Origin of the sequence: Pseudomonas sp. TWR1-1-3 (assembly GCF_049896805.1) — a bacterium.
Lineage (GTDB): Bacteria > Pseudomonadota > Gammaproteobacteria > Pseudomonadales > Pseudomonadaceae > Aquipseudomonas > Aquipseudomonas bubulae.
Window position 1 is genome coordinate 31,725 of the sequence record NZ_JAFCUZ010000002.1, and the last position, 23,522, is coordinate 55,246.

The window sequence follows — 23,522 nt, forward strand, 5'->3', positions numbered from 1 at the left end:
CATACTGTCTATTAGGGATTAATGATCCACCGCACCGCTCGCCCCCAACCCCGTCTGCGAACGCACAAACTGCGGGAAGAACAACGCACGCTCCTTCTCTGCCGATTTGGACTTGTCCGTAATGGAGAAGAACCAGATACCCGCAAACGCGATGATCATGGAGAACAGCGCCGGGTACTCGTAAGGGAAGATGGCCTTTTCATGATGCAGGATCTGCACCCAGATGGTCGGGCCCAGGATCATCAGGCCAACCGCGCTTACCAGCCCCATCCAGCCGCCTATCATGGCGCCACGGGTGGTCAGGTTTTTCCAGTACATGGATAGCAGCAAGACCGGGAAGTTGCAGCTCGCAGCAATGGAGAACGCCAGGCCCACCATAAACGCGATGTTCTGGCTTTCAAACAAGATACCCAAGCCAATTGCCAGTACCGCCAATGCAATAGTGGTGATCTTCGAGACCCGAATCTCTTCCTTGTCGTTGGCCTTGCCCTTTTTGATCACGCTGGCATACAGGTCATGGGACACCGCAGAAGCGCCCGCCAGGGTCAGCCCCGCAACAACCGCCAGAATGGTGGCGAAAGCCACTGCCGAAATAAAGCCCAGGAACATGCTGCCGCCAACCGCGTCCGCAAGGTGCACAGCCGCCATGTTGTTACCACCCAGCAAGGCGCCAGCCGCGTCCTTGAAGTCCGGGTTGGTACTGACCAGAATGATTGCGCCAAAACCGATGATAAAGGTCAGGATATAGAAGTAGCCAATAAAGCCCGTTGCGTAGAACACGCTCTTGCGCGCTTCCTTGGCATCGCTCACGGTAAAGAAGCGCATCAGGATATGTGGCAGGCCAGCAGTACCGAACATCAGGGCCAAACCGAGGGAGAATGCAGAGATAGGATCTTTGACCAACCCGCCCGGGCTCATGATTGCTTCACCTTTAGGGTGAATCTTCACTGCTTCGGCGAACAGTGCGTTGAAGTCAAAGTTCACATGCTTCATGACCATCACGGCCATGAACGTGGCACCCGACAGCAACATGACCGCCTTGATGATCTGCACCCAGGTAGTTGCCAGCATGCCGCCGAACAACACATACATGCACATCAGGATACCTACCAGGATCACCGCAACGTGGTAATCCAGACCAAACAACAACTGGATCAGCTTGCCGGCACCGACCATTTGCGCAATCAGGTAGAACGCTACCACCACCAGCGAACCACAGGCTGACAACGAGCGAATCTGGGTTTGCCCCAAACGGTACGAGGCCACGTCGGCAAAGGTGTATTTGCCCAGGTTGCGCAGACGCTCTGCAATCAGGAACAGAATGATGGGCCAGCCCACCAGAAAGCCGATCGAATAGATCAGGCCGTCATAGCCGGACGTGTACACCAGCGCGGAAATACCCAGAAAGGAGGCTGCCGACATATAGTCGCCCGCAATCGCCAGACCGTTCTGGAAACCGGTAATCTTGCCGCCAGCTGCATAGTAGTCGGCTGCCGACTTGTTGCGTTTCGATGCCCAGTAAGTAATGCACAGGGTCGCACCCACAAAGACGACGAACATGATGATCGCCGAAATATTGAGCGGTTGTTTTTGCACTTCTCCAGTCAGGGCCTCCCCCGCCCAAACTGCCGGTGCAAGGGCTGTAGCGCCCAGCGTTGCCAATAAGCGCCCGATCATTGCCCAGCCTCCTTGAGAATTGCATTGTTCAGCTCATCAAACTCGCCATTGGCCCTGCGTACATAGATACCGGTCAGGATAAAGGCCGAAACAATCAGCCCCACACCAATCGGAATACCCCAGGTAATGGACGAATCGGGACTCAGCTTGGTCCCCATGATGTGTGACCCATAAGCAATTAACAGGATAAAAGCGGCATATAACCCGAGCATGATTGCCGAAAGAAGCCAGGCAAAACGCTCTCTCTTTTTTACCAGCTCCTTGAAGCGCGGGCTGTTTTGAATCGAGATATAAATGCTGTCGTTCATTATTTTTGTCCTCGCAGCACAGATGAGATGGAACGTTTTCACTATTAGGGCGGCGCAAATTCTATTCCAGACGACTTTAGTAGTAGAGCCTCTGATTTGCTGCAGCCCCCGGTTTACCTAGTCTGCAAGGACGATGACAACCATTGCCCCGCCCGAAAATGCAAAAACCGCCTGGCGAAAACACCAGGCGGTCTTGTGTACTGCGAGCTAGACGCTTCGCGATTATTTATCGGTCCACTGGGCAACACGCTCCGGGTGTTTGGCAACCCACTCTTTGGCCGCCACTTCAGGCTTGGCACCTTCTTGAATGGCCAGCATCACCTCACCAATTTCGTCTTTTGAATTCCAGGAAAACTTCTCCAGAAATGCCGCAACTTCCGGCGCTTTTTTATTCAGCTCCTTGCTGCCGATGCTGTTAACGGTTTCTGCGGCACCATAAACGCCTTTGGGATCTTCAAGAAAACGCAATTTCCACTTGGCAAACATCCAGTGCGGCACCCAGCCGGTGACGGCAATCGGTTCGTTCTTGGCATAGGCACGCCCAAGCTCCGAGGTCATGGCCGCCCCGGAACTTGCCTGCAACTTGTAACCCTTGAGGTCGTAATCCTTGATGGCCTCATCGGTTTTAAGCATCACACCCGACCCGGCATCGATACCGACAATTTTGTTTTTAAACTCATCGCTGCCCTTCAAGTCAGCAATCGACTGTGCCTTTACATATTCAGGCACGATCAGGCCAATTTTTGCATCTTTGAAGTTGGGCCCGTAATCGACCACCTTGTCCTTGTTCTTGGTCCAATATTCGCCGTGGGTCACCGGCAACCAGGCGGACAACATGGCATCGAGTTTGCCCGTGGCCACCCCCTGCCACATGATGCCGGTGGCTACCGGCATCAATTTCACGTCATAACCCAGCTTCTGTTTAATCACCTCTGCCGCGACATGGGTGGTGGCCACGCTGTCGGACCAGCCATCCACATAACCTATATTCAGGGTCGGTTTGTTCTGCGCGCTCGCCAGACCCGCACTCATCGCCAGCACCAAGACTGCTCCTGCGCTCAAAATTCGTCGCATCTTCATCTTTGATTCCCCACAGTGCCGGGCCCGACGAGTGCCGGGCCACTTCAAGATTCCTGCAAGGCTTTACAGCCTCGTATCACTTGCTCCGGATAATCAACCGCGCCTGTTTAGCGTCCTGCTCTGACGACGACCCCCATACAACCAGCAGCGACATGGCGATCACAGCCAAATTGATGCGTGCGGACGCTGGACGGCCTGACTGACAAACATTAGATGTCAAAATCATACACAGGCGCTGCGCCTGCTCAATTGCAGGTAAGATGCGCGGCTTTGCTCCCATACGGCCCGACCATGTCTGCGACTGTCCGCTTCCCCGTGCTGCCTTATCTCCTTGCCTGCCTGCTGGGCGCATTTGCCATTGCCGGCTTCTGGTACGGCCTGGGCCAACCGGTGATATTGCCCGATGCAGCAACACCGACCCATAAACTGCAATGTGCATCCTATACGCCGTTCGATAAGGACCAGTCGCCGTTCGACCAGCCTTTTGTGCCACGGGCAGAGCGTCTGGATGCCGATCTGGCGTTGCTGGCCACGCGCTTTCAATGCATCCGCACCTATTCCCAGGCGGGCCTTGAAACTCTGCCCGAGCTGGCACGCAAACACGGGCTCAAGCTGATGGCAGGCGCCTGGGTCAGCCGCGACCCCGTGGCCACGGAGCAGGAAGTGCAAGCCCTGATCGCTTCAGCCAATGCCAACCCGGATGTGGTCAGCGCAGTGATAGTCGGTAACGAAGCCTTGCTGCGCAAGGAGGTCACTGCCCCGCAGCTGGTCCGGCTGATCGACAAGGTGAAAAGCCAGGTCAAGCAACCGGTGACGTATGCAGACGTTTGGGAGTTCTGGCTGCAACACCCGGAAATTGCCCCGGCCGTGGACTTTCTGACCATCCACCTGCTGCCTTACTGGGAAGATGACCCTGCCGGCATTGACCAGGCGGTACAACATGTAGCGCAGGTTCGCCAGGTATTCGGCAACAAGTTCGCCCCCAAAGATATCCTGATCGGCGAGACCGGCTGGCCCAGCGAAGGTCGCCAGCGGGAAACTGCCCAGCCAAGCCGGGTAAACGAAGCAAAATTCATTCGTGGATTTGTCACTATGGCCGAACAAAACGGCTGGAAGTACAACCTGATCGAAGCCTTCGACCAACCCTGGAAGCGTGGCAGCGAGGGTGCGGTAGGCGGCTACTGGGGTTTGTTTGATGCCGATCGCCAGGACAAGGGTATCCTCGCCGGCCCGGTATCCAACCTGCCGCACTGGCCGGTCTGGCTGGGCTTTGGCGCCGTCCTGTTTGTGGGCACACTGCTGATTGGCGGCCGGGTCCGTACAAAACGCGCCGCTCTGACACTGCCAGCACTGGGTGCGGTGGCGGGATGCAGCATCGTGGCATGGGCCGAGCTGGCGTCAGTCACCAGCCGCTTTGCTGGCGAGTGGCTATGGGCTGGCTTGCTGGTTGGCCTGAACCTGATCGTACTGACCCATGGTGCATTGGCCCTGGGCCAGAAAGACGGCTGGCGAGAACGCCTGTTCAACGCACTGGAGCGCCGTGCGGGCTGGTGGCTGGCAGCCGCCGGGTTTGCCGCAGCGGTGATGATGCTTGGGCTGGTGTTTGAACCGCGCTATCGAAGTTTCCCGAGTGCCGCCCTGCTCCTGCCTGCACTGGTTTATCTGCTACGCCCGGTGGGCGGCCCGCGCCGTGAGTTCGGCCTGCTGGCCTTGATCATCGGGGCAGGCATACCGGTGCAGCTGTACCGCGAAGGCCTGCACAATGAACAGGCCTGGATGTGGGCATTGGTCAGCGTACTGATGGTGATGGCGCTGTGGCGCAGTGTGCGCAAGCGCGCATGACACCTTTCTAGTGCAATCCCCCTGTGGGAGCGAGCCTGCTCGCGAAGGCCTCAAAGACCTTTCGCGAGCAGGCTCGCTCCCACAAATGTTTCAAACTCTTACTTCGCGGCCCGCACCAGGCGCAACCCGGCGATCACCACGGCAAACACTGCGAGGCTGGCGTTATACAACGCCAGTGCGGGCAGGCCGAACAGCAGGGCCAGCACCGCCAGTGCGCAGCCGACACGACCACGCACGCAAAAAGCAATAATCGACAGCACCAGCGCGACCCAGCCCAATACCCGGAAATGAATCAACAAGCCCAGGTTTGCCCGCAACTGGCATTCCCAGCGCGCAGCCTCTGCCACACAGGTCCCCACCCACTGCGAGTCCTCCATCAAGCCGTATCGCAGCCCATAACTGGCGAGCAACCATACAGGCAGAGCGATAAGCAGCAAGATCCACGGCAAACGAGGTCGCATAACAAACTCCGATAGGCAAAAACGGCGCCCAGCTTAATCCCCATCTACAGCTATACAAGCCTTGCAATCAGATATCTGTTAACTAAAGTCATTCAGCGTGTATCTTGAGTGACTTTTTGCCTGTTCGGGACTGTTTGGGGAATTATTTAGTGCCATTGAATGGCACTTCAGTACGAGCCCTGTGGTCATAGCCTGCGAAACTTTTGCGCATCTTATTTAGGGATAGCCTCCATGCTCCGTTCTCTGCCCTTCGCTGCCTTACTGGGCGGCCTTATCTTGAGTGCGTCCGCGCAGGCGGTCGATGTCGACCCCGCAACGTATGGCTACCCGATAACCAATCCGTTTGAAGCTACGATTGCCACCACTCCGCCGCAAATGCGCCCGCTGCTGCCCGACGAAGATGATATCAACCAGTCGGACTACACCCTCAACCTGCGCCCTGAACGTGAGCACATACTGCCGGCCAATTTCTGGGCGGTGAAAAAGCTCACTTACCGCATGGCCAAACAGGATCACCCGGCGCCATTGATGTTCCTGATTGCCGGCACCGGTGCTGCCTACGACAGCAGCCTCAACGAATACCTTAAAAAGCTCTTCTATCAGGAAGGCTATCACGTCGTTCAGCTGTCATCGCCCACCAGCTATGACTTCATGAGTTCGGCCTCGCGCCTGGCCACACCCGGCATCAGCCAGTACGACGCCGAGGATTTGTATCATGTGATGCAGGCTGTACGCGCCCAACAGGCCAAATTGCCCGTTACCGATTACTACCTCGCGGGTTATAGCCTGGGTGCGCTGGATGCTGCCTTTGTCAGCCACCTGGATGAAACACGCAAAAGCTTCAACTTCAAAAAAGTGTTGATGCTCAACCCGCCGGTCAATCTCTTTACCTCCATCAGCAACCTCGACAAGCTGGTGCAGACCGAGGTCAAAGGCATCAACAACTCCACCACGTTCTACGAACTGGTGCTGGGCAAGCTGACCCGCTACTTCCAGGATAAAGGCCGGGTCGACCTCAATGCGGCACTGGTGTATGACCTGCAAAACTCCAAGGAGCGCCTGACCAACGAGCAAATGGCCATGCTGATCGGCACGGTGTTTCGTTTCTCGTCAGCCGATATCGTGTTCACCTCGGACCTGATCAACCGCCGTGGCCTGATCACCCCGCCGAACTACCCGATCACCGAGGGCACCAGCCTGACACCTTTCCTCAAGCGTTCGCTGCAGTGTGACTTTGACCGCTACCTGACCGAGCAGGTGATCCCCATGTGGCGCGCCAAGACCGATGGCGGCAGCCTGCTGCAGTTGATCGATCAGGTCAGCCTGTACGCCCTGCAGGATTACCTGAAAAATAGCCCGAAGATTGCCGTCATGCATAACGCCGACGACATCATCCTGGGCCCTGGCGACCTCGGATTCCTGCGTAAAACCTTCGGTAATCGCCTGACGGTTTACCCCTATGGCGGCCATTGCGGCAACATCAATTACCGAGTCAACGCTGACGATATGCTGGAGTTCTTCCGTGGCTAAACAATTATTGCTTCTCGCCGCCCTGCTCGGCGCCGGCTTCGCCCAAGCCGACAACAGCAAAGCTCACACGGAACTGACCCCCGATGTCGACGGGTTTACCCAGCCGTTGAAACTGTTGAAGTTCAATCCGGGCCTGGATCAGCGTGAGTTCGAGCGCGCCACCATGAACGCTCTGAGCATCTATGACCCGCTGGAGCCGATCAACCGCAGGATTTACCATTTCAACTACCGCTTCGACCAGTGGGTGTTCCTCCCGGTGGTCAATGGCTATCGCTATGTCACGCCCAGTTTTTTGCGCACGGGTGTGAGCAACTTCTTCAACAACCTGGGGGATGTCCCCAACCTGTTCAACAGCCTGCTGCAGCTCAAGGGCCATCGCTCGATGGAAACCACAGGGCGCTTGTTGCTGAATACGACCATCGGCATCGGCGGGCTGTGGGATCCGGCCACAGCCATGGGCCTGCCCCGTCAAAGTGAAGACTTCGGCCAGACCCTGGGCTTTTATGGCGTACCCGGCGGTGCATACCTGATGCTGCCGATCCTTGGCCCGTCGAACCTGCGCGACACCACGGGCCTGGTGGTCGACTATGGCGTCAACCAGGAGATCAACTTCCTGAACGTGCCGCACGAGAGCACTCGCCATCCCGAGATCTGGGTGCTGGGCGCTGTCGACAAACGCTATACCACCAGCTTCCGTTATGGTCAGTTCGACTCGCCATTCGAATACGACAAGCTGCGTTACATCTACACCGAAGCGCGCAAATTGCAGATTGCCGAGTAAACCTGTAGCCGTTGCAACAGATTGCGATGGGTTGCGCAGCGACCCCGAGGAAGGGCCGGCGGCCCTTATCGCAGCCTGCGGCAGCGGCTACAAAAGCGAGTAGTTCAAACCCGCAAAAACTGGCACAGCGCATCGCGCTTGGCCATCGCATCGCGTCGCCCCAACTCGATCAACTCCCGACAATAACCCGCCTCGAACAGCAGGTAGCTGAGCACCCCTGCACCACTGGTTTTGGTCGCACCGGGGCCACGCAGGAACATGCGCAGCGCGGCCGGCAGCTCATGCCGATGGCGGGCCGCGATTTCGTCTATAGGCTGGCTCGGCGCAATCACCAGCACCTCCACGGGGGACAAACCGAGGTTGTCGGATTGCCTGGGCAGCAGGCGACTGAAGTGATTGAGCCGCTCAAGCAGCTCGATATCGCTTTCCAGGCTGTCGATAAACGTACTGTTGAGCATATGCCCGCCAATTTGCGCCAGCGTCGGTTGTTGAGCGTTGTAGTAGTGCGACTGGCCGGCCTGAAGGTCCGGCCCGCGCGGGTTGCCGCTCACCCCCACCACCAGCACCCGGTTGGCTCCCAGATGCAGCGCAGGACTGATTGGCGCCGACTGCCGCACTGCGCCATCGCCAAAATACTCTTCGCCGATTTTGACCGGAGCAAACAGAAGAGGGATGGCCGAACTGGCCAGCAGATGTTCAACCGTCAAAGCGGTGGGCATGCCGATGCGCCGATGGCGCAACCAGCCATTGATGGTGCCCTTGCCTTGATAAAAGGTCACCGCCTGACTGGAAGAATAGCCAAATGCAGTAACCGCGACAGCCCGTAGGTGATGCCCGGCAATCGCCTGTTCAACACCGGGAAAGTTGATCCGGTCCTGGAGCAGATCGCGCAAGGGCGAACTGTCGAGCAGCGCCACCGGCACATGCGAGCCTAGCCCGAGCAGACTGTGAGCAAAAAAACGCGTGGCCTGGTGCAAAACCCCCGACCAGTCGCTGCGTAGCACGCGCCTGCTTTCAAAGCCCTGCCAGAACAGGGTCAGGTGCTCGACCGCGCGGGTGAAATCCATCGCCCCGCTAGCCAGGCTGACCGCATTGATCGCGCCCGCTGACGTCCCGACAATCACCGGGAACGGGTTGATGGCACCGGCAGGCAGCAACTCGGCAATCGCCGCCAGCACGCCGACCTGATAGGCCGCCCGCGCACCACCACCAGACAGTATCAGGCCCGTCACCGGCGCAACCGCAGTCACGCCAGTGCGGCCGCCTCAGCCGCGTTTGTCGTACAGTTTCGGCTCGCCGGGCGGGCGGGTCTTGAAGCGGCGATGGGCCCACAGATACTGCTCGGGGCATTCACGCACCGCCCGCTCAACCCATTGATTGATTCGCAGGCAATCAGCCTCATCGCTTTCTCCGGGGAAATCCCTCAGTGGCGGATGAATGACCAGCTTGTAACCACTGCCGTCGGCCAGTCTTTGTTGAGTAAAGGGCACAACCTGCGCTTTGCCCAGTTTGGCGAACTTGCTGGTGGCGGTAACAGTGGCCGCCTGGATACCGAACAAAGGCACAAAGATGCTCTGCTTGGCGCCGTAGTCCTGGTCGGGCGCATACCAGATCGCCCGCCCTGAGCGCAGCAGCTTGAGCATTCCGCGCACGTCATCACGTTCGACAGCCAGCGAATCTACATTGTGCCGCTCACGGCCACGACGCTGGATAAAGTCGAACAGCGGGTTTTTATGTTCGCGGTACATGCCGTCGATGGTGTGTTGCTGACCCAGCAAGGCAGCGCCGATTTCCAGGGTGGTAAAGTGAAATGCCATCAGGATTACCCCCTTGCCTTCAAGCTGAGCCTGCTTCAGGTGCTCCAGCCCCTCGACATGGGCCAGCTTGGCCAGACGCGGTTTTGACCACCACCAGCTCATGGCCATTTCAAAGAAGGCGATACCGGTCGAGGCGAAGTTGTCCTTGAGCAACTGCTTGCGCTCGGCGCGGGTCTTTTCAGGGAAACACAATTCAAGGTTGCGCGTGGCAATACGTCGGCGATCACCGGCCACCCGATACATCAGGGCGCCGAGACCACGGCCGATACACAGTTGTACTTTATAAGGCAGTTGCACGACCAGCCACAGCACGCCGAGACCCAGCCATAGCAGCCAGAAACGCGGATGAAAAAAAGCGGCACGAAAACGCGGGCGATCCATTAATGATTCCGGACAGACACAAGGGTCGGCCATTCTACATCGTTAGACCCGGCTTGCGGCCTGCCGGCGTTCTCGTTATAAGTCTCAGCACTTTAAGTGACAAGTCGCGTTAAGCAACCATGAGCCAAACCGAATCGCTAGACCAAGCCCCCGTGTTCCAGCTTAAGGGCAGTATGCTCGCCATCACGGTGCTGGAACTTGCGCACAACAACCTTGAAGCCCTGGACCGCCAACTGGCCGCCAAAGTGGCCCAGGCCCCGAATTTTTTCAGCAATACCCCGCTGGTACTGGCGCTGGACAAGCTGCCCGCCAGTGAAGGCGCCATCGATTTGCCGGGGCTGATGCGCGTCTGCCGCCAACATGGCCTGCGCACCCTGGCCATTCGCGCCAACCGCATCGAGGACATCGCTGCCGCCATTGCCATCGACCTGCCTGTACTGCCACCCTCCGGCGCCCGTGAGCGGCCGATTGATCCGGTTGAAGTGGTGGTCGAGGCAAAAAAACCGGAAAAACCGCCAGAGCCGGCGATCAAGCCGACCAGGATCATCACCAGCCCGGTACGCGGCGGCCAGACGGTGTATGCCGAAGGCTGTGATCTGGTGGTGATCGCTTCAGTCAGCCCCGGTGCGGAACTTATGGCCGATGGCAACATCCATGTGTACGGGCCTATGCGGGGCCGCGCACTGGCCGGGCACAAGGGCAACACCAAGGCACGGATTTTTTGCCAGCAGCTGAGCGCCGAGCTAGTGTCAATTGCGGGCAAGTACAAGGTATCCGAAGACCTGCGTCGGGATCCTCTGTGGGGAACAGGTGTTCAGATCAGTCTGTCAAGTGACATGTTGAACATCACCCGGCTTTAACGGATACTCTCGCCATTTTCCAAGCATCTCAAAATCGTAGTGAAAACAGACTTTTCCTTGTAGGGACAAGCAATCAGGCAGCGTTTACACAGCGTAAACGCGACTTGAACAATGACCCGCCAAGGCTGTTCACCTGCAGTCGTTCATAGAGATGTTATTCAGGGGCTAAAAAGTCCTTTTTCCTTAGGGGTGAAACACCTTGGCCAAGATTCTAGTGGTTACATCCGGCAAGGGTGGTGTGGGTAAGACCACCACCAGCGCCGCTATCGGTACCGGCCTCGCTCTGCGCGGCCACAAAACAGTGATCGTCGACTTTGACGTCGGCTTGCGTAACCTCGACCTGATCATGGGTTGCGAGCGCCGCGTGGTGTATGACTTCGTCAACGTGGTCAACGGTGAAGCCAACCTGCAGCAGGCGCTGATCAAAGACAAGCGCCTGGAAAACCTCTACGTGCTGGCCGCCAGCCAGACCCGTGACAAGGACGCGCTGACCAAGGAAGGCGTCGAAAAAGTTCTTATGGAGCTTAAGGAAACCTTCGAATACGTGGTCTGCGACTCCCCGGCCGGTATCGAAACCGGTGCCCACCTGGCCATGTACTTCGCTGACGAAGCGGTAGTCGTGACCAACCCGGAAGTGTCCTCGGTACGTGACTCGGACCGCATGCTGGGCCTGCTGGCCAGCAAGTCGCGCCGCGCCGAACTGGGCCAGGATCCGATCAAGGAGCACCTGCTGCTGACCCGCTACAACCCTGATCGCGTTTCCAAAGGCGAAATGCTCGGCGTTGAAGACGTCAAAGAGATTCTGGCCGTGGCCCTGCTGGGTGTGATCCCGGAGTCCCAGGCTGTTCTCAAGGCATCCAACCAGGGCGTGCCAGTGATCCTTGACGATCAAAGCGACGCCGGTCAGGCCTACAGCGATGCCGTTGATCGCCTGCTGGGCAAAACCGTGGAGCACCGGTTCCTTGATGTACAGAAGAAGGGATTCTTCGAGCGCCTGTTTGGAGGCAACTAAACAATGAACATTTTTGACTTCTTTCGTACCCGCAAAACGCCAACAACCGCGTCGGTGGCGAAAGAGCGTCTACAGATCATCGTGGCGCACGAGCGTGGCCAACGCAGCACCCCGGACTACCTGCCTGCCCTGCAAAAAGAGCTGGTCGAGGTGATCCGCAAATACGTCAACATCGGCGACGATTCGGTACAGATCGCCCTTGAAAACGAAGGTAGCTGCTCGATTCTGGAACTCAACATCACACTGCCAGATCGTTAATCGATCCGGCGGGCACCACGGCGACCTCGGTGCCTTCCCTGCAGGGGAGGCTCCTTTGTCGCCGTTGGCGTTTTTCAAGAGGCTGTTTTAATGCCGTTGTCCAATATTCACATTATCCATGAGGACGCTGGCGTTCTGGTGGTCAACAAGCCGACCTTGCTGCTTTCGGTGCCGGGCCGGGCCGATGACAACAAGGACTGTTTGATTACCCGCCTGCAAGAAAACGGCTACCCCGAGGCGCGCATTGTCCACCGTCTGGATTGGGAAACGTCCGGGATTATTTTGCTGGCGCGGGATGCTGACACTCACCGTGAGCTTTCCCGCCAGTTTCACGACCGCGAAACCGAAAAGGCCTACACCGCACTAGCCTGGGGCCAGCCCGAGCTGGACAGCGGCAGCATCGATCTGCCCCTGCGCTACGACCCGCCGACCAAACCCCGGCACGTGGTTGACCATGAATTTGGTAAAAACGCACTGACCTTCTGGAAGATCCTGGAGCGGTGTGGCGATTACTGCCGCGTTGAGCTGACACCGATTACCGGCCGTTCGCACCAGTTGCGCGTGCACATGCTGTCAATCGGCCACCCGCTGCTCGGTGATGGCCTGTATGCGCATCCGCAAGCCCTGGCCGCATGGCCGCGTTTGTGCCTGCACGCGAGCATGCTGAGCTTCACCCACCCGCAAACCGGTGAACGCCTGCGCTTTGAGTGCCCGGCACCGTTCTAAATACCTACCACCCCTTGTGGGAGCTGCATTAGAGAGCCAAATCTTGCGATCAATGCGCTAAACTCGCGGCCTTGCTGTCTGGAGTAACTTATGCGCGAAGAGTTGAACCAAGGCCTGATCGACTTCCTCAAGGCCTCCCCTACCCCCTTTCATGCCACTGCCAGTCTTGTTCAGCGCCTTGAGGCCGCCGGCTACCAGCGCCTCGACGAGCGCGAAACCTGGTTCACCGAAGCCAATGGCCGCTATTACGTCACCCGTAATGACTCTTCCATCGTCGCCTTCAAGCTGGGTCGCCATTCGCCCCTGCACGGCGGTATCCGCATGGTTGGCGCCCACACAGACAGCCCCTGCCTGCGGGTCAAGCCACAACCCGAACTGCAACGCCAGGGCTTCTGGCAATTGGGCGTCGAGGTCTACGGCGGTGCATTGCTCGCGCCCTGGTTCGACCGTGACCTGTCCCTGGCCGGGCGCGTCACTTTCCGCCGCGATGGCCAGGTCGAAAGCCAGCTGATCGATTTCAAGGCGCCGATTGCGACTATCCCCAACCTGGCGATCCACCTCAACCGCACTGCCAACGAAGGTTGGGCGATCAACCCGCAGACCGAACTGCCGCCGATCCTGGCCCAGGTGGCCGGTGATGAGCGCGTTGACTTCCGCGCGCTGCTCACCGACCAGTTGGCCCGCGAGCACGGCCTCAATGCCGACGTGGTGCTGGACTACGAGCTGAGTTTCTACGACACCCAAAGCGCTGCGGTGATCGGCCTCAACGGCGACTTTATCGCCGGTGCGCGCCTGGATAACCTGCTGTCCTGCTACGCAGGCCTGCAAGCCCTGCTCACCACCGAGACCGAAGAAACCTGTCTGTTCGTGGCCAACGACCACGAAGAAGTCGGCTCGTGCTCGGCCTGCGGCGCCGATGGCCCGATGCTGGAGCAAATCCTGCAACGCCTGTTGCCTGAGGGCGACGAGTACGTACGCACGATCCAGAAATCTCTGCTGGTCTCGGCAGACAACGCCCACGGCGTTCACCCCAACTATGCTGACAAGCACGATGCCAATCACGGGCCCAAGCTCAATGCCGGGCCGGTGATCAAGGTCAACAGCAACCAGCGCTACGCCACCAACAGCGAAACCGCCGGATTCTTCCGCCACCTGTGCATGGCCGTGGAAGTCCCGGTGCAAAGTTTTGTGGTGCGCAGCGACATGGGTTGCGGTTCGACCATTGGCCCGATCACTGCCAGCCACCTGGGCGTGCGCACCGTGGATATCGGCCTGCCGACCTTCGCCATGCACTCGATCCGCGAACTGGCCGGCAGCCATGACCTGGCTCACCTGGTCAAAGTGCTGAGCGCGTTCTACGCCAGCAACCAGTTGCCGTAAGGCATATTCCTTGAAGCCGCTGCCGCAGGCTGCGATAAGGGCCGCAGGACCTTCGATAAAGCAGGGTCGCTGCGCAACCCGTCGCAGACTGCGGCAGCGGCTTCAAGGTTCTGCGTCTGGCTGATTCATTTTTGATACACATCACCACACATCTGCGCAAACCGACCTAGACTTGGGGCACTCACTTGCACAGGTCCCTCTCACCATGTTTGAAACCACTGCCTTCCACTCCATGATGATTCCAATTATCTGCGGCATGCTGCTGCTGACCATTGGCTTCAACTTCCGCGAACGCAGTAGTGGCATCGGCGTGCTGATGATCTGGGCTGGCATGCTGCTGATATTCGGCACCATCATCTTCAAAATCCTCGCCAAACTGAATGAATAGCCCCGACATTTTCCCGCCCCGGGCCCGCGATCATTTATTTATGTGACAAGAAATGAATGATCACGGGGCCTAGCGTACACTCGGCCAATTCGCTCCCCCTCGAGGTTGATCGCCCAGTGTTTTCCCGTCTTGTCGCCCTGCCCTGTTTCCTGCTGGTTTGCCTGCTGACGCTCTTGCCCATGACCTCTGCGCAGGCCGTCGGTTTGCCGGGCATGCTGGGCAGTTCGGACAAAACCCAGGCACAACCTACCGAGCCACTGGGCCAATCGCTGGACGAGGTGATCAAGAACCTCGAAAACGATCAGCAGCGCAGCAAGCTGTTGGCCGACCTGAAAAAACTTCGCGATGCCACCAAAAAAGCCCAGCCCGAAGCCGAGATAGGCGTTCTGGGGCTGATCGGCAGCACCCTGGCCGATCTCGAAAAGCAGTTTTCCGGCGATGACAGTCCAACCTATCGCTGGACCAAGGAAATCTCCCAGGCCAAGGAAGAACTTTCTGCATTGATGCTGCCAGCCAATGAATGGCTGCCGATCATTTTTGGCTTTGCCCTGGTCATCATGATCTGGAGCCTGCTGGCCGCCCTGCTGATCTGGGTCAGCCACCGGGTGCGATTGCGATTTGGCCTGAGCGAGGAATTGCCGCAACACCCCAAGGCCGTCGACATGCTGCGCTTTGCCTTGCGCAAGCTGGGGCCGTGGATGGTCGCGCTGATGATCACGGTGTACATGAGTTACTCCCTGCCGTCTTCGCTGGGCAAGGACCTGGCAATGGTGCTGGCGTACGCGCTGGTTATCGGCACCTGTTTCTCTGCCATCTGCGTGATCCTTTTCTCGCTCCTCGATGGCCCCCACCGGCACCGCGCCTTGCATATCCTGCGACACCAGGCATTTCGCCCGCTGTGGTGGATCGGCAGCTTCGCAGCCTTTGGCGAAGCCCTGAGCGATCCGCGACTGGTGGCCACCCTCGGGGTTCACCTGGCGCATACCGCGGCGACCTTTGCCAATGTGATGGCGGCGCTGTCCACCGGCCTGTTTATCATCCGTTTCCGCCGCCCTATCGCCCACTTGATCCGCAATCAACCCCTGTCGCGCCGCCTGACCCGTCGCGCCCTGAGCGACAGCATCGAGATCCTCGGCACTTACTGGTATGTCGCGGCGCTGATTCTGGTGGGCATCTCGCTGGCGGCCACGTTTATCTCGGCAGGCGACACCAGCACCGCGCTGCGCCAGTCGCTGATCTGTACCGTGCTGGTGGTGTTGTGCATGGTGATCAACGGGCTGGTGCGCCGTCATGCGCAAAAGCCGCAACGTGGCCACAAGCGCCATGCGCTGTATTCCGAGCGCCTGAAAAGTTTCGTCTACACCCTGGCCCACCTGATTGTGTGGCTGGTGTTTATCGAGCTGGGGCTGCGGGTGTGGGGTATGTCGCTGATCGGCTTTACCGAGGGTGAGGGTCACGAGATCAGCGTCAAGCTGTTCGGCCTTGGCGGTACGCTGCTGTTTGCCTGGCTGATCTGGATTCTCGCCGACACCGCCATCCACCATGCCCTGACCCGCTCGCGCAAGGGGCTGGCCAATGCCCGCGCGCAAACCATGATGCCGCTGATTCGCAACATCCTGTTTGCCGCGATCTTCATCATTGCGCTGATCGTCGCCCTGGCCAATATGGGCATGAACGTCACCCCCCTGCTTGCGGGTGCCGGCGTAATCGGTCTGGCCATCGGTTTTGGTGCTCAGTCACTGGTTGCCGACCTGATCACGGGCCTGTTTATCATCATCGAAGATTCCCTGGCCATCGACGACTACGTCGATGTCGGCGGGCATCTGGGCACGGTTGAAGGGCTGACCATTCGTACCGTGCGCCTGCGCGATATCGACGGCATCGTGCATACCATCCCGTTCAGTGAAATCAAAAGCATCAAGAACTACTCCCGGGAATTTGGCTACGCCATCTTCCGCGTCGCCATCCCCTACAACATGGAAATCGACGACGCCATCAAGCTGATGCGCGAAGTCGGGCAAAAGATGCGTACCGACCCGCTGCAGCGGCGCAATATCTGGTCGCCTCTGGAGATTCAGGGGGTCGAGAGCTTCGAGTCCGGCAGCGCCATTTTGCGTGCCCGCTTCAAGACGGCACCGATCAAGCAATGGGAAGTGTCGCGGGCGTTCAACCTGTCGCTCAAACGTCACCTTGATGAGGCCGGGCTGGACCTGGCCACTCCGCGCTTGAGCGTGCAAGTGGTAACAGCGGGCAGCGGTATCCTGCAAAAGGATTGAGCCAAAAACTTGTGGGAGCGAGCCTGCTCGCGATGATATCGGCCCGGCTCTCGTGACAGACCGCGCAGTATGCATCGCGAGCAGGCTCGCCCCCACAAAAGCAGGTTTGTTCAACGCTCCTGCACATCCACCCCGACATGAATCGCATCATGTCGCCAATACTCCAGATCACAGTCGATCAGCCGTTCGTGCTGGTCGTAATTGACCCGCGCAATGCGCAAACCCGGGCTGCCGGTTGATACCTTGAGCGTCGCTGCAGCCTCTACCGGCAGCGCTGTAGGCACAATCTCGAAACGTACCCGCCCGTAGTGCAAATCGTAATGCCGGGCATACAGTTCGGTAATCGACTGCGTCAGATCAAGGTCAAGGATCTGCGGGAAGTACTGCGGATTCAGGTAGTGCTCCACATACAGCACCAGCCGCCCGTCAATCCGCCGGCCCCGGCAGATCTGGATCACGCTGGATAACGCTGGTAACTGCAAGCGCTCACACACCGCAGCCGTGGCCGGCAGCAGGCGCGCCGAGATCACCTCGGTGGTTGGCACTCGCCCCTGAGCCGTGACCATGGCATGAAAGTGGCTGCGCTGCATCAGGTTGTACGCCAGACGCGGCGGCGAAATAAACCAGCCGCGCCGCTCCTCCCGATACACCAGCCCCAGGGATTCAAGCTGTAACAACGCTTCGCGCACGGTGACGCGGGTGGTGGCGAATAACTCGCTGAGTTTGCGCTCGGCCGGCAGCTGACTGCCTCCCGCCAGTAGACCGTGCTCAATCTGCTCTTGCAGCGTGCGACTTATCGCTGTTACCGCCTTGGGTGCACCTTCTCGCATCAACGTTACCTGGCTGGACTAGTCCAGCACCAAAAGTGGGCAAACATGGCCGTCAAACGGTCACTCCCTGAACCTGTCAGCCTAGGCAGAACATATGACTGTTCGATGACAAGAGGGCGCTCATATACCCGTCAAAATGCGCCAAACCCCTTGCCAGCCGGGGCCTTCCCGATGGTCTACGCTTAGCCGGAACACACACGCTGGCTGGCGATATGCCTTGCACAACCAATGCCGACATTAAAGTGTCATCTGCCGGGCTTAAATTGGCTCAGGTATTGCTGACCTAGACCAACCCACCGCAAAAGAGCAATAAAACCCAGCGTTGAAAACGCCCAAGGAGCTTCGGATGAAACAGTTTTTCCTCGCATCACTGTTAGGTTCAAGCATTGCCCTGTGCACATCGGCCATGGCCGCCGATGTCGATTTAAAAGCCCTGGAAGCCGCAGCAAAGGCTGAAGGCACGGTCAACAGCGTCGGCATGCCCGATGACTGGGCCAACTGGAAAGGCACTTGGGCCGATCTGAACAAGCTCTACGGCCTCAAGCACATCGACACTGATATGAGTTCGGCCCAGGAAGTGGCCAAGTTTGCCGCGGAAAAAGACAACGCCAGTGCCGACATCGGTGACGTGGGCGCCGCCTTTGGCCCGATTGCCGTGGCCAAAGGCGTAACCCAGCCGTACAAGCCAACCACCTGGGAACAGATCCCGGACTGGGCCAAGGATAAAGACGGCAACTGGGCTCTGGCCTACACCGGCACCATTGCGTTTATCGTCAACAAGAAGCTGCTGCACGGCTCTGAAGTGCCGACCAAATGGGCTGACCTGAAGTCGGGTAAATACAAGGTCTCGATCGGTGATGTCAGCACCGCGGCCCAGGCCACCAATGGCGTGCTGGCTGCAGCCATTGCCAATGGCGGCGATGAAAAGAACGTGCAACCGGCCCTGTTGATGTTTGCCGACATCGCCAAGCAAGGTCGCCTGTCACTGGCCAACCCGACCATCGCCACGATGGAGAAAGGTGAAGTGGAAGTCGGCGTGGTCTGGGATTTCAACGGCTTGAGCTACAAAGCCAAAATGGCCAACCCGGATGACTATGTGGTGCTGATCCCGTCCGACGGTTCGGTGATCTCGGGCTACACCACCATCATCAACAAATACGCCAAACACCCGAACGCCGCCAAGCTGACCCGTGAATTCATCTTCAGCGATGCCGGGCAAACCAACCTGGCGCGGGGCAATGCACGGCCGATTCGTGCCGAGCACCTGAAGCTGCCGGCTGACGTGCAGGCCAAGCTGCTGTCCAACGACCAGTACAAAAATGTCACCCCGATCAAAGACGCCGACGCCTGGGAAAAGACCTCCAAGGCCTTGCCGCAGCTGTGGCAGGAAGAAGTCATCATCAATATGCAGTAACCCTGCGCCTTGATCTGCGTGGGAGCGGGCTTGCTCGCGATGCCATCGACTCGATCCATCTGATGTGCCGGGTTGTACCCATCGCGAGCAAGCCCGCTCCAACAACAGCTTTTGCGCTGCGCCAGCGGAGTCTTACATGAAACACAACGTCATTCTGGTAGTGCTCGACGGCTTGAACTTTGAGGTCGCCCGCCTTGCCATGGGCCATCTGCAGGCCTATGTCAGTGCAGAACGGGCCGCACTGTACAAGCTCACCTGCGAGTTGCCAGCCCTGTCGCGCCCGCTCTACGAGTGCATCCTCACCGGCGTGCCGCCGATTGAAAGCGGCATTGTCCACAATAATGTCTCGCGCCTGTCCAACCAGCGCAGCGTGTTCAATTACGCTCGCGATGCCGGATTGATCACAGCGGCAGCGGCCTATCACTGGGTCAGTGAGCTCTATAACCGCTCGCCATTCGTGATTGCCCGGGATCGCCATACCCTGGCTGGGGACTTACCAATCCAATACGGGCATTTCTACTGGAGTGATCATTACCCTGACTCCCACCTGTTCGCCGACGCAGAAAGCCTGCGGGTGGCACACAAGCCGAATTTTTTACTGGTCCACCCCATGAATATCGACGATGCCGGACACAAACACGGCCTCGATACCGCGCAATACCGCAACAGTGCGCGTTCGGCCGACATTATCCTGGCCGACTATCTGCAAGGCTGGCTGCAGGCCGGCTACCAAGTGCTGGTCACTGCTGACCACGGCATGAACAACGATCGCTCCCACAACGGCTTGCTGCCCGAAGAGCGTGAAGTGCCCCTGTTTGTGCTGGGCGATGCGTTCAGCCTGAACCCGGATGTCATGCCAAAACAGCTCGAGTTGTGCGGCACGATCTGCGAGTTGCTTGGCGTAGCTCACGACAAACCGCTGTGCCGCGAGCTGCTGAGGCCCGCGCCATGACCCGGGGCAAATGGCTTGCAGTCCTGTGCCTGGTGCCCTTCGCGGTATTTTTTATCGTATTTCAGATCGCCCCGCTGGTGTGGGTGCTGATCCACAGTGTGCAATCGGAAGAAAGTGGCTGGGGCCTGGCCAACTTCATCAAGATCTTCAACTCCAAATTCTATCTGCAGGCCATCCAACACAGCCTGGAGATCAGTTTCTGGTCCAGCCTGTTCGGCATCATCATTGCCATACTGGGCAGCTATTCGCTGCGCAAGGTGGATTCGCGGCTGCGCAATTTCGTCAACGCATTCGCCAACATGACCAGCAACTTCTCCGGCGTACCGCTGGCCTTTGCATTCATCATTTTGCTGGGCTTTAACGGCAGTATCACGATCATGCTCAAACAGGCAGGGATCATCGAGGATTTCAACCTCTACTCGAAAACCGGCCTGATCATCCTGTACACCTACTTCCAGATCCCCCTCGGCGTGCTGCTGCTTTACCCTGCCTTCGATGCCCTGCGCGAGGACTGGCGCGAATCAGCCTCCCTGCTGGGCGCCAACAGCTGGCAGTTCTGGCGGTTTATCGGCCTGCCGGTACTGACCCCGGCACTGCTCGGCACCTTCGTTATCCTGCTGGCCAACGCCCTGGGCGCCTATGCAACGGTGTATGCCTTGACCACCGGCAACTTCAACGTGCTGCCCATCCGCATTGCCGCGATGGTTTCAGGAGATATCAGCCTGGACCCGAACATGGCCAGCGCCCTGGCGGTGATCCTGGTGGGGCTGATGACCCTGGTAACCCTGGTGCATCAGTGGCTGTTAAAGAGGAGCTACCATGTCGCGCGCTGAAACCACTTCCGCCAGCCTGTACCACCGCAGTGTGGTCTGGCTGCTGTTTCTGATTTTGTTGCTACCGCTGCTGGGCACGTTTATCTACTCCATCGCCAGCAGTTGGTCAGCCACGGTGTTACCCAGCGGTTTTACCTTCAAGTGGTATGACCAGCTGTGGAGCGACCCGCGCTTCCTCAAGGCCTTCGGCCAGTCGCTGCTGGTCTGCGTCGCGGCGCTGGTGCTGTCCGTAGTGCTGATCCTGCCGCTGCTGTTTGTGGTGCATTACCACTTCCCCAAGCTGGATGCGCTGATGAACATCCTGATCCTGCTGCCCTTCGCCGTGCCGCCGGTGGTGTCATCGGTAGGCTTGCTGCAACTTTATGGTTCCGGCCCGCTGCAAATGGTCGGTACGCCGTGGATCCTGATCGGCTGTTATTTCACCGTCGCACTGCCGTTCATGTACCGCGCGATCACCAACAACTTGCAGGCGATCAACCTGCGCGACTTGATGGATGCGGCCCAACTGCTGGGCGCCAGCACCTGGCAGGCGGCATTTTTGGTGGTGCTGCCCAATTTGCGTAAAGGCCTGATGGTAGCCCTGCTGCTGTCGTTCTCGTTCCTGTTTGGCGAGTTTGTGTTCGCCAATATCCTGGTCGGCACCCGCTACGAGACCTTGCAGGTATTCCTGAACAATATGCGCAACAGCAGCGGCCACTTCACCAGCGCGCTGGTCATATCCTATTTCCTCTTTGTACTGGTGCTGACCTGGGTTGCCACCTTCCTGAACAAGGACAAAAGCCAATGAGCTTCGTCAGCGTTGAACACCTGCAAAAATCCTATTCCGGCACCCCGGTATTCAGTGATATCAACTGCAGCATCGCCAAGGGCGAATTCGTCACCCTGCTCGGCCCGTCCGGTTGCGGCAAGTCCACGCTGCTGCGCTGTATCGCCGGGTTGACGCCGGTAGATGGCGGCAAGATCCTGCTCGATGGCCAGGACATCGTGCCAGTGAGCCCGCAAAAGCGTGGCATCGGTATGGTGTTTCAGAGTTATGCGCTGTTCCCCAACATGACTGTCGAACAAAACGTGGCCTTCGGCCTGCGCATGCAGAAGGTCAAGGCCGATGACAGCCACAAACGCGTGGCCGAAGCCTTGCAACTGGTGGAGCTGAATGACTTCGCCAAGCGCTATCCGCACCAGTTGTCAGGTGGTCAGTGCCAGCGTGTGGCCCTGGCCCGCTCACTGGTGACGCGTCCGCGCCTGCTGCTGCTGGATGAGCCGCTGTCGGCGCTGGATGCGCGAATTCGCAAGCACTTGCGCGAGCAGATCCGCACCATCCAGCGCGAGCTGGGCCTGACCACTATCTTCGTGACCCACGATCAGGAAGAAGCACTGGTGATGAGCGACCGCATTTTTCTGATGAACAAAGGTCATATCGTGCAGAGCGGCAATGCTCAGACCCTCTATGCAGCCCCGGCAGATGCCTTCGCCGCAGGTTTTATCGGCAACTACAACCTGCTGGACGCGCAAACTGCCAGCCGCCTGTTGCAGCGCCCGGTCAGCAGCCGCATCGCCATTCGCCCGGAAACCCTGGGGTTGAGTGTGCAGGGTGAGCCGGACGGGGTGATTCTCAGCCACAGCTTGTTGGGTAACGTGATCCGCTATCGCGTCGAGGTGCGTGGCGTGCAATTGATCGTCGACGTACTCAATCGTGCGCCCGGCGATTTGTACCCGGACGGCCAAGCCGTTGCGCTATCCATCGATTCGAGCACCCTTTGTGAGGTAGCCTGATGTTCCTGAATTCACTGAAGAGAGAGTTGCGCTGATGGCCCTGGCAATTTTTGATCTGGACGAAACCCTGATTCATGGCGACTGCGCCACCCTCTGGAGCGAGCAGATGGGCCGCCTGGGCTGGGTCGACCCGGTGTCGTTCATGCAGCGCAACAACGAACTGATGGCCGCCTACAGCCGGGGCGAGCTGGCCATGGAAGACTATATGGCTTTCAGCCTGGAGCCGCTGATCGGCCGCAGCCCCGAAGAAGTCGCGCACCTGGTCGAGCCCTGGGTTGAGGACTATATCGAACCGATCATCTTCAGTGACGCAACCAGAACCATTGCCGCGCACCGCAAGGCGGGCGACCGGATCCTGGTCATTTCGGCCTCGGGCACCCATCTGGTCAAACCCATTGCCGAGCGCCTGGGTATCGATGAAGTGCTGGGCATCGAGCTGGAAGTGGCTCACGGCTTTTATACCGGGCACACGGTGGGCACTTTGACTTACCGCGAAGGCAAGATTACGCGCCTGCTGGAGTGGCTGGATGAGCAGGAAGAAAACCTGGAAGGCGCGAGCTTTTACTCCGATTCGCGCAACGACTTGCCGCTGCTGCTCAAGGTCGATCACCCCCATGTGGTAAACCCGGACCCGGTGCTGCGCGAACAGGCTGAAAAGGCCGGGTGGCCGATTCATCACTGGAAATGACCCCCTGAAACTGTGGGAGCGGGCTTGCTCGCGATGGCATCACCGCGATTTGCCTGCCAGACCCTATCGCCTGTATCGCAGGCAAGCCAGCTCCCACAGGTTTTGTGGCGCTCTAAAGACCTGATGCCGGCCAGCTCGGCAAACGCCGCCCTGAAACTGTGGGTGCGGGCTTGCTTGCGATGGCATCACCGCGATTTGCCTGCCAGACCCTATCGCCTGTATCGCAGGCAAGCCAGCTCCCACAGGTTTTGTGGC

General features: G+C 58.6%; 23 protein-coding genes. 16 read left to right on the plus strand and 7 right to left on the minus strand.

What is annotated here, in order from left to right; all coding sequences use genetic code 11:
- Positions 1-18 precede the first annotated feature (18 nt).
- The 3 genes from ACP7BE_RS07560 to ACP7BE_RS07570 form a co-directional block, all read right to left on the minus strand.
- The gene (locus ACP7BE_RS07560; RefSeq protein ID WP_095002116.1) at positions 19-1,677 is read right to left on the minus strand and encodes a cation acetate symporter; all 1,659 of its coding nucleotides are present in this window, start codon (positions 1,675-1,677) and stop codon (positions 19-21) included.
- Positions 1,674-1,985, minus strand: a complete 312-nt coding sequence (locus tag ACP7BE_RS07565; protein ID WP_095002117.1) for a DUF485 domain-containing protein — start codon at positions 1,983-1,985, stop codon at positions 1,674-1,676. Before ACP7BE_RS07565 ends, ACP7BE_RS07560 begins: the two co-directional genes overlap by 4 nt.
- A gap of 222 nt (positions 1,986-2,207) precedes the next feature.
- Positions 2,208-3,065, minus strand: a complete 858-nt coding sequence (locus tag ACP7BE_RS07570; protein ID WP_095019110.1) for a glycine betaine ABC transporter substrate-binding protein — start codon at positions 3,063-3,065, stop codon at positions 2,208-2,210.
- Positions 3,066-3,356: 291 nt separating this feature from the next.
- On the opposite strand from ACP7BE_RS07570, the gene ACP7BE_RS07575 reads away from it, so the two are divergent.
- Positions 3,357-4,907, plus strand: coding sequence for a glycosyl hydrolase family 17 protein (locus ACP7BE_RS07575; protein ID WP_095023964.1), 1,551 nt, complete (start codon positions 3,357-3,359; stop codon positions 4,905-4,907).
- 98 nt (positions 4,908-5,005) lie between these two features.
- Here the strand turns inward: ACP7BE_RS07575 and ACP7BE_RS07580 are convergent, their stop codons facing one another.
- Positions 5,006-5,368, minus strand: a complete 363-nt coding sequence (locus ACP7BE_RS07580; protein WP_095002120.1) for a hypothetical protein — start codon at positions 5,366-5,368, stop codon at positions 5,006-5,008.
- Positions 5,369-5,599: 231 nt separating this feature from the next.
- Here ACP7BE_RS07580 and ACP7BE_RS07585 point away from each other — a divergent pair, with 231 nt between their 5' ends.
- Together ACP7BE_RS07585 and ACP7BE_RS07590 are read left to right on the plus strand one after the other, a co-directional pair.
- Positions 5,600-6,898 (plus strand): serine/threonine protein kinase, encoded by a 1,299-nt coding sequence (locus ACP7BE_RS07585; protein WP_426105398.1) that lies wholly within the window; start codon positions 5,600-5,602, stop codon positions 6,896-6,898.
- Positions 6,891-7,679, plus strand: a complete 789-nt coding sequence (locus tag ACP7BE_RS07590) for an MlaA family lipoprotein (protein WP_095002122.1) — start codon at positions 6,891-6,893, stop codon at positions 7,677-7,679. Before ACP7BE_RS07585 ends, ACP7BE_RS07590 begins: the two co-directional genes overlap by 8 nt.
- A 104-nt stretch (positions 7,680-7,783) precedes the next feature.
- On the opposite strand, the gene ACP7BE_RS07595 is transcribed toward ACP7BE_RS07590, so the two are convergent.
- Entirely contained in the window at positions 7,784-8,929 is a 1,146-nt protein-coding gene (locus tag ACP7BE_RS07595; RefSeq protein WP_095002123.1) for a patatin-like phospholipase family protein, read from the minus strand.
- Positions 8,930-8,944: 15 nt separating this feature from the next.
- The gene (locus ACP7BE_RS07600; protein WP_095002124.1) at positions 8,945-9,877 is read right to left on the minus strand and encodes a lipid A biosynthesis lauroyl acyltransferase; all 933 of its coding nucleotides are present in this window, start codon (positions 9,875-9,877) and stop codon (positions 8,945-8,947) included.
- A 119-nt stretch (positions 9,878-9,996) separates the two neighbouring features.
- Between ACP7BE_RS07600 and minC the strand changes: the two genes are divergently transcribed.
- The 7 genes from minC to ACP7BE_RS07635 all read left to right on the plus strand — a co-directional run bounded on the left by minC (position 9,997) and on the right by ACP7BE_RS07635 (position 16,777).
- The gene (gene minC, locus ACP7BE_RS07605; protein WP_095002125.1) at positions 9,997-10,737 is read left to right on the plus strand and encodes a septum site-determining protein MinC; all 741 of its coding nucleotides are present in this window, start codon (positions 9,997-9,999) and stop codon (positions 10,735-10,737) included.
- A gap of 199 nt (positions 10,738-10,936) precedes the next feature.
- Positions 10,937-11,749: a septum site-determining protein MinD gene (minD, locus tag ACP7BE_RS07610; RefSeq protein ID WP_029611321.1), complete on the plus strand. Its 813-nt coding sequence runs from the start codon at positions 10,937-10,939 to the stop codon at positions 11,747-11,749.
- Positions 11,750-11,752: 3 nt separating this feature from the next.
- Positions 11,753-12,007, plus strand: a complete 255-nt coding sequence (gene minE, locus ACP7BE_RS07615; RefSeq protein ID WP_016780154.1) for a cell division topological specificity factor MinE — start codon at positions 11,753-11,755, stop codon at positions 12,005-12,007.
- 90 nt (positions 12,008-12,097) lie between these two features.
- On the plus strand, positions 12,098-12,733 hold the full coding sequence (locus ACP7BE_RS07620) for an RluA family pseudouridine synthase (RefSeq protein WP_095002126.1): 636 nt from the start codon (positions 12,098-12,100) through the stop codon (positions 12,731-12,733).
- 90 nt (positions 12,734-12,823) lie between these two features.
- On the plus strand, positions 12,824-14,113 hold the full coding sequence (locus tag ACP7BE_RS07625) for a M18 family aminopeptidase (RefSeq protein ID WP_095002127.1): 1,290 nt from the start codon (positions 12,824-12,826) through the stop codon (positions 14,111-14,113).
- 205 nt (positions 14,114-14,318) lie between these two features.
- Positions 14,319-14,501: a hypothetical protein gene (locus ACP7BE_RS07630; RefSeq protein WP_095002128.1), complete on the plus strand. Its 183-nt coding sequence runs from the start codon at positions 14,319-14,321 to the stop codon at positions 14,499-14,501.
- A gap of 116 nt (positions 14,502-14,617) precedes the next feature.
- Entirely contained in the window at positions 14,618-16,777 is a 2,160-nt protein-coding gene (locus ACP7BE_RS07635) for a mechanosensitive ion channel domain-containing protein (protein ID WP_095002270.1), read from the plus strand.
- 110 nt (positions 16,778-16,887) lie between these two features.
- Here ACP7BE_RS07635 and ACP7BE_RS07640 read toward each other — a convergent pair whose 3' ends face one another.
- Positions 16,888-17,607 (minus strand): UTRA domain-containing protein, encoded by a 720-nt coding sequence (locus ACP7BE_RS07640; RefSeq protein WP_095002129.1) that lies wholly within the window; start codon positions 17,605-17,607, stop codon positions 16,888-16,890.
- 346 nt (positions 17,608-17,953) lie between these two features.
- On the opposite strand from ACP7BE_RS07640, the gene ACP7BE_RS07645 reads away from it, so the two are divergent.
- The 6 genes from ACP7BE_RS07645 to ACP7BE_RS07670 all read left to right on the plus strand — a co-directional run bounded on the left by ACP7BE_RS07645 (position 17,954) and on the right by ACP7BE_RS07670 (position 23,267).
- Complete coding sequence (locus ACP7BE_RS07645) at positions 17,954-19,021, plus strand: ABC transporter substrate-binding protein (protein WP_095002130.1); 1,068 nt, start codon at positions 17,954-17,956, stop codon at positions 19,019-19,021.
- Positions 19,022-19,157: 136 nt separating this feature from the next.
- The gene (locus ACP7BE_RS07650; protein WP_426105406.1) at positions 19,158-19,973 is read left to right on the plus strand and encodes an alkaline phosphatase family protein; all 816 of its coding nucleotides are present in this window, start codon (positions 19,158-19,160) and stop codon (positions 19,971-19,973) included.
- Positions 19,970-20,806 (plus strand): ABC transporter permease, encoded by an 837-nt coding sequence (locus ACP7BE_RS07655; RefSeq protein WP_095019107.1) that lies wholly within the window; start codon positions 19,970-19,972, stop codon positions 20,804-20,806. Before ACP7BE_RS07650 ends, ACP7BE_RS07655 begins: the two co-directional genes overlap by 4 nt.
- Complete coding sequence (locus tag ACP7BE_RS07660) at positions 20,793-21,593, plus strand: ABC transporter permease (RefSeq protein ID WP_095002133.1); 801 nt, start codon at positions 20,793-20,795, stop codon at positions 21,591-21,593. The genes ACP7BE_RS07655 and ACP7BE_RS07660 overlap by 14 nt, the downstream gene beginning before the upstream one ends.
- A complete protein-coding gene (locus ACP7BE_RS07665; RefSeq protein ID WP_095002134.1) occupies positions 21,590-22,579 on the plus strand; it encodes an ABC transporter ATP-binding protein in 990 nt (329 codons plus the stop codon). Before ACP7BE_RS07660 ends, ACP7BE_RS07665 begins: the two co-directional genes overlap by 4 nt.
- A 34-nt stretch (positions 22,580-22,613) precedes the next feature.
- Complete coding sequence (locus ACP7BE_RS07670; RefSeq protein ID WP_095002135.1) at positions 22,614-23,267, plus strand: HAD family hydrolase; 654 nt, start codon at positions 22,614-22,616, stop codon at positions 23,265-23,267.
- Positions 23,268-23,522 lie beyond the last annotated feature (255 nt).

Excerpts from the sequence above, each read along its gene's own strand:
- ACP7BE_RS07560 (WP_095002116.1), bottom strand. The coding sequence starts at position 1,677 with ATGATCGGGCGCTTATTGGCAACGCTGGGCGCTACAGCCCTTGCACCG.
- ACP7BE_RS07565 (WP_095002117.1), bottom strand. The coding sequence starts at position 1,985 with ATGAACGACAGCATTTATATCTCGATTCAAAACAGCCCGCGCTTCAAG.
- ACP7BE_RS07570 (WP_095019110.1), bottom strand. The coding sequence starts at position 3,065 with ATGAAGATGCGACGAATTTTGAGCGCAGGAGCAGTCTTGGTGCTGGCG.
- ACP7BE_RS07575 (WP_095023964.1), top strand. The coding sequence starts at position 3,357 with ATGTCTGCGACTGTCCGCTTCCCCGTGCTGCCTTATCTCCTTGCCTGC.
- ACP7BE_RS07580 (WP_095002120.1), bottom strand. The coding sequence starts at position 5,368 with ATGCGACCTCGTTTGCCGTGGATCTTGCTGCTTATCGCTCTGCCTGTA.
- ACP7BE_RS07585 (WP_426105398.1), top strand. The coding sequence starts at position 5,600 with ATGCTCCGTTCTCTGCCCTTCGCTGCCTTACTGGGCGGCCTTATCTTG.
- ACP7BE_RS07600 (WP_095002124.1), bottom strand. The coding sequence starts at position 9,877 with ATGGATCGCCCGCGTTTTCGTGCCGCTTTTTTTCATCCGCGTTTCTGG.
- minC (WP_095002125.1), top strand. The coding sequence starts at position 9,997 with ATGAGCCAAACCGAATCGCTAGACCAAGCCCCCGTGTTCCAGCTTAAG.
- minE (WP_016780154.1), top strand. The coding sequence starts at position 11,753 with ATGAACATTTTTGACTTCTTTCGTACCCGCAAAACGCCAACAACCGCG.
- ACP7BE_RS07620 (WP_095002126.1), top strand. The coding sequence starts at position 12,098 with ATGCCGTTGTCCAATATTCACATTATCCATGAGGACGCTGGCGTTCTG.
- ACP7BE_RS07625 (WP_095002127.1), top strand. The coding sequence starts at position 12,824 with ATGCGCGAAGAGTTGAACCAAGGCCTGATCGACTTCCTCAAGGCCTCC.
- ACP7BE_RS07630 (WP_095002128.1), top strand. The coding sequence starts at position 14,319 with ATGTTTGAAACCACTGCCTTCCACTCCATGATGATTCCAATTATCTGC.
- ACP7BE_RS07640 (WP_095002129.1), bottom strand. The coding sequence starts at position 17,607 with ATGCGAGAAGGTGCACCCAAGGCGGTAACAGCGATAAGTCGCACGCTG.
- ACP7BE_RS07645 (WP_095002130.1), top strand. The coding sequence starts at position 17,954 with ATGAAACAGTTTTTCCTCGCATCACTGTTAGGTTCAAGCATTGCCCTG.
- ACP7BE_RS07650 (WP_426105406.1), top strand. The coding sequence starts at position 19,158 with ATGAAACACAACGTCATTCTGGTAGTGCTCGACGGCTTGAACTTTGAG.
- ACP7BE_RS07655 (WP_095019107.1), top strand. The coding sequence starts at position 19,970 with ATGACCCGGGGCAAATGGCTTGCAGTCCTGTGCCTGGTGCCCTTCGCG.
- ACP7BE_RS07660 (WP_095002133.1), top strand. The coding sequence starts at position 20,793 with ATGTCGCGCGCTGAAACCACTTCCGCCAGCCTGTACCACCGCAGTGTG.
- ACP7BE_RS07665 (WP_095002134.1), top strand. The coding sequence starts at position 21,590 with ATGAGCTTCGTCAGCGTTGAACACCTGCAAAAATCCTATTCCGGCACC.
- ACP7BE_RS07670 (WP_095002135.1), top strand. The coding sequence starts at position 22,614 with ATGGCCCTGGCAATTTTTGATCTGGACGAAACCCTGATTCATGGCGAC.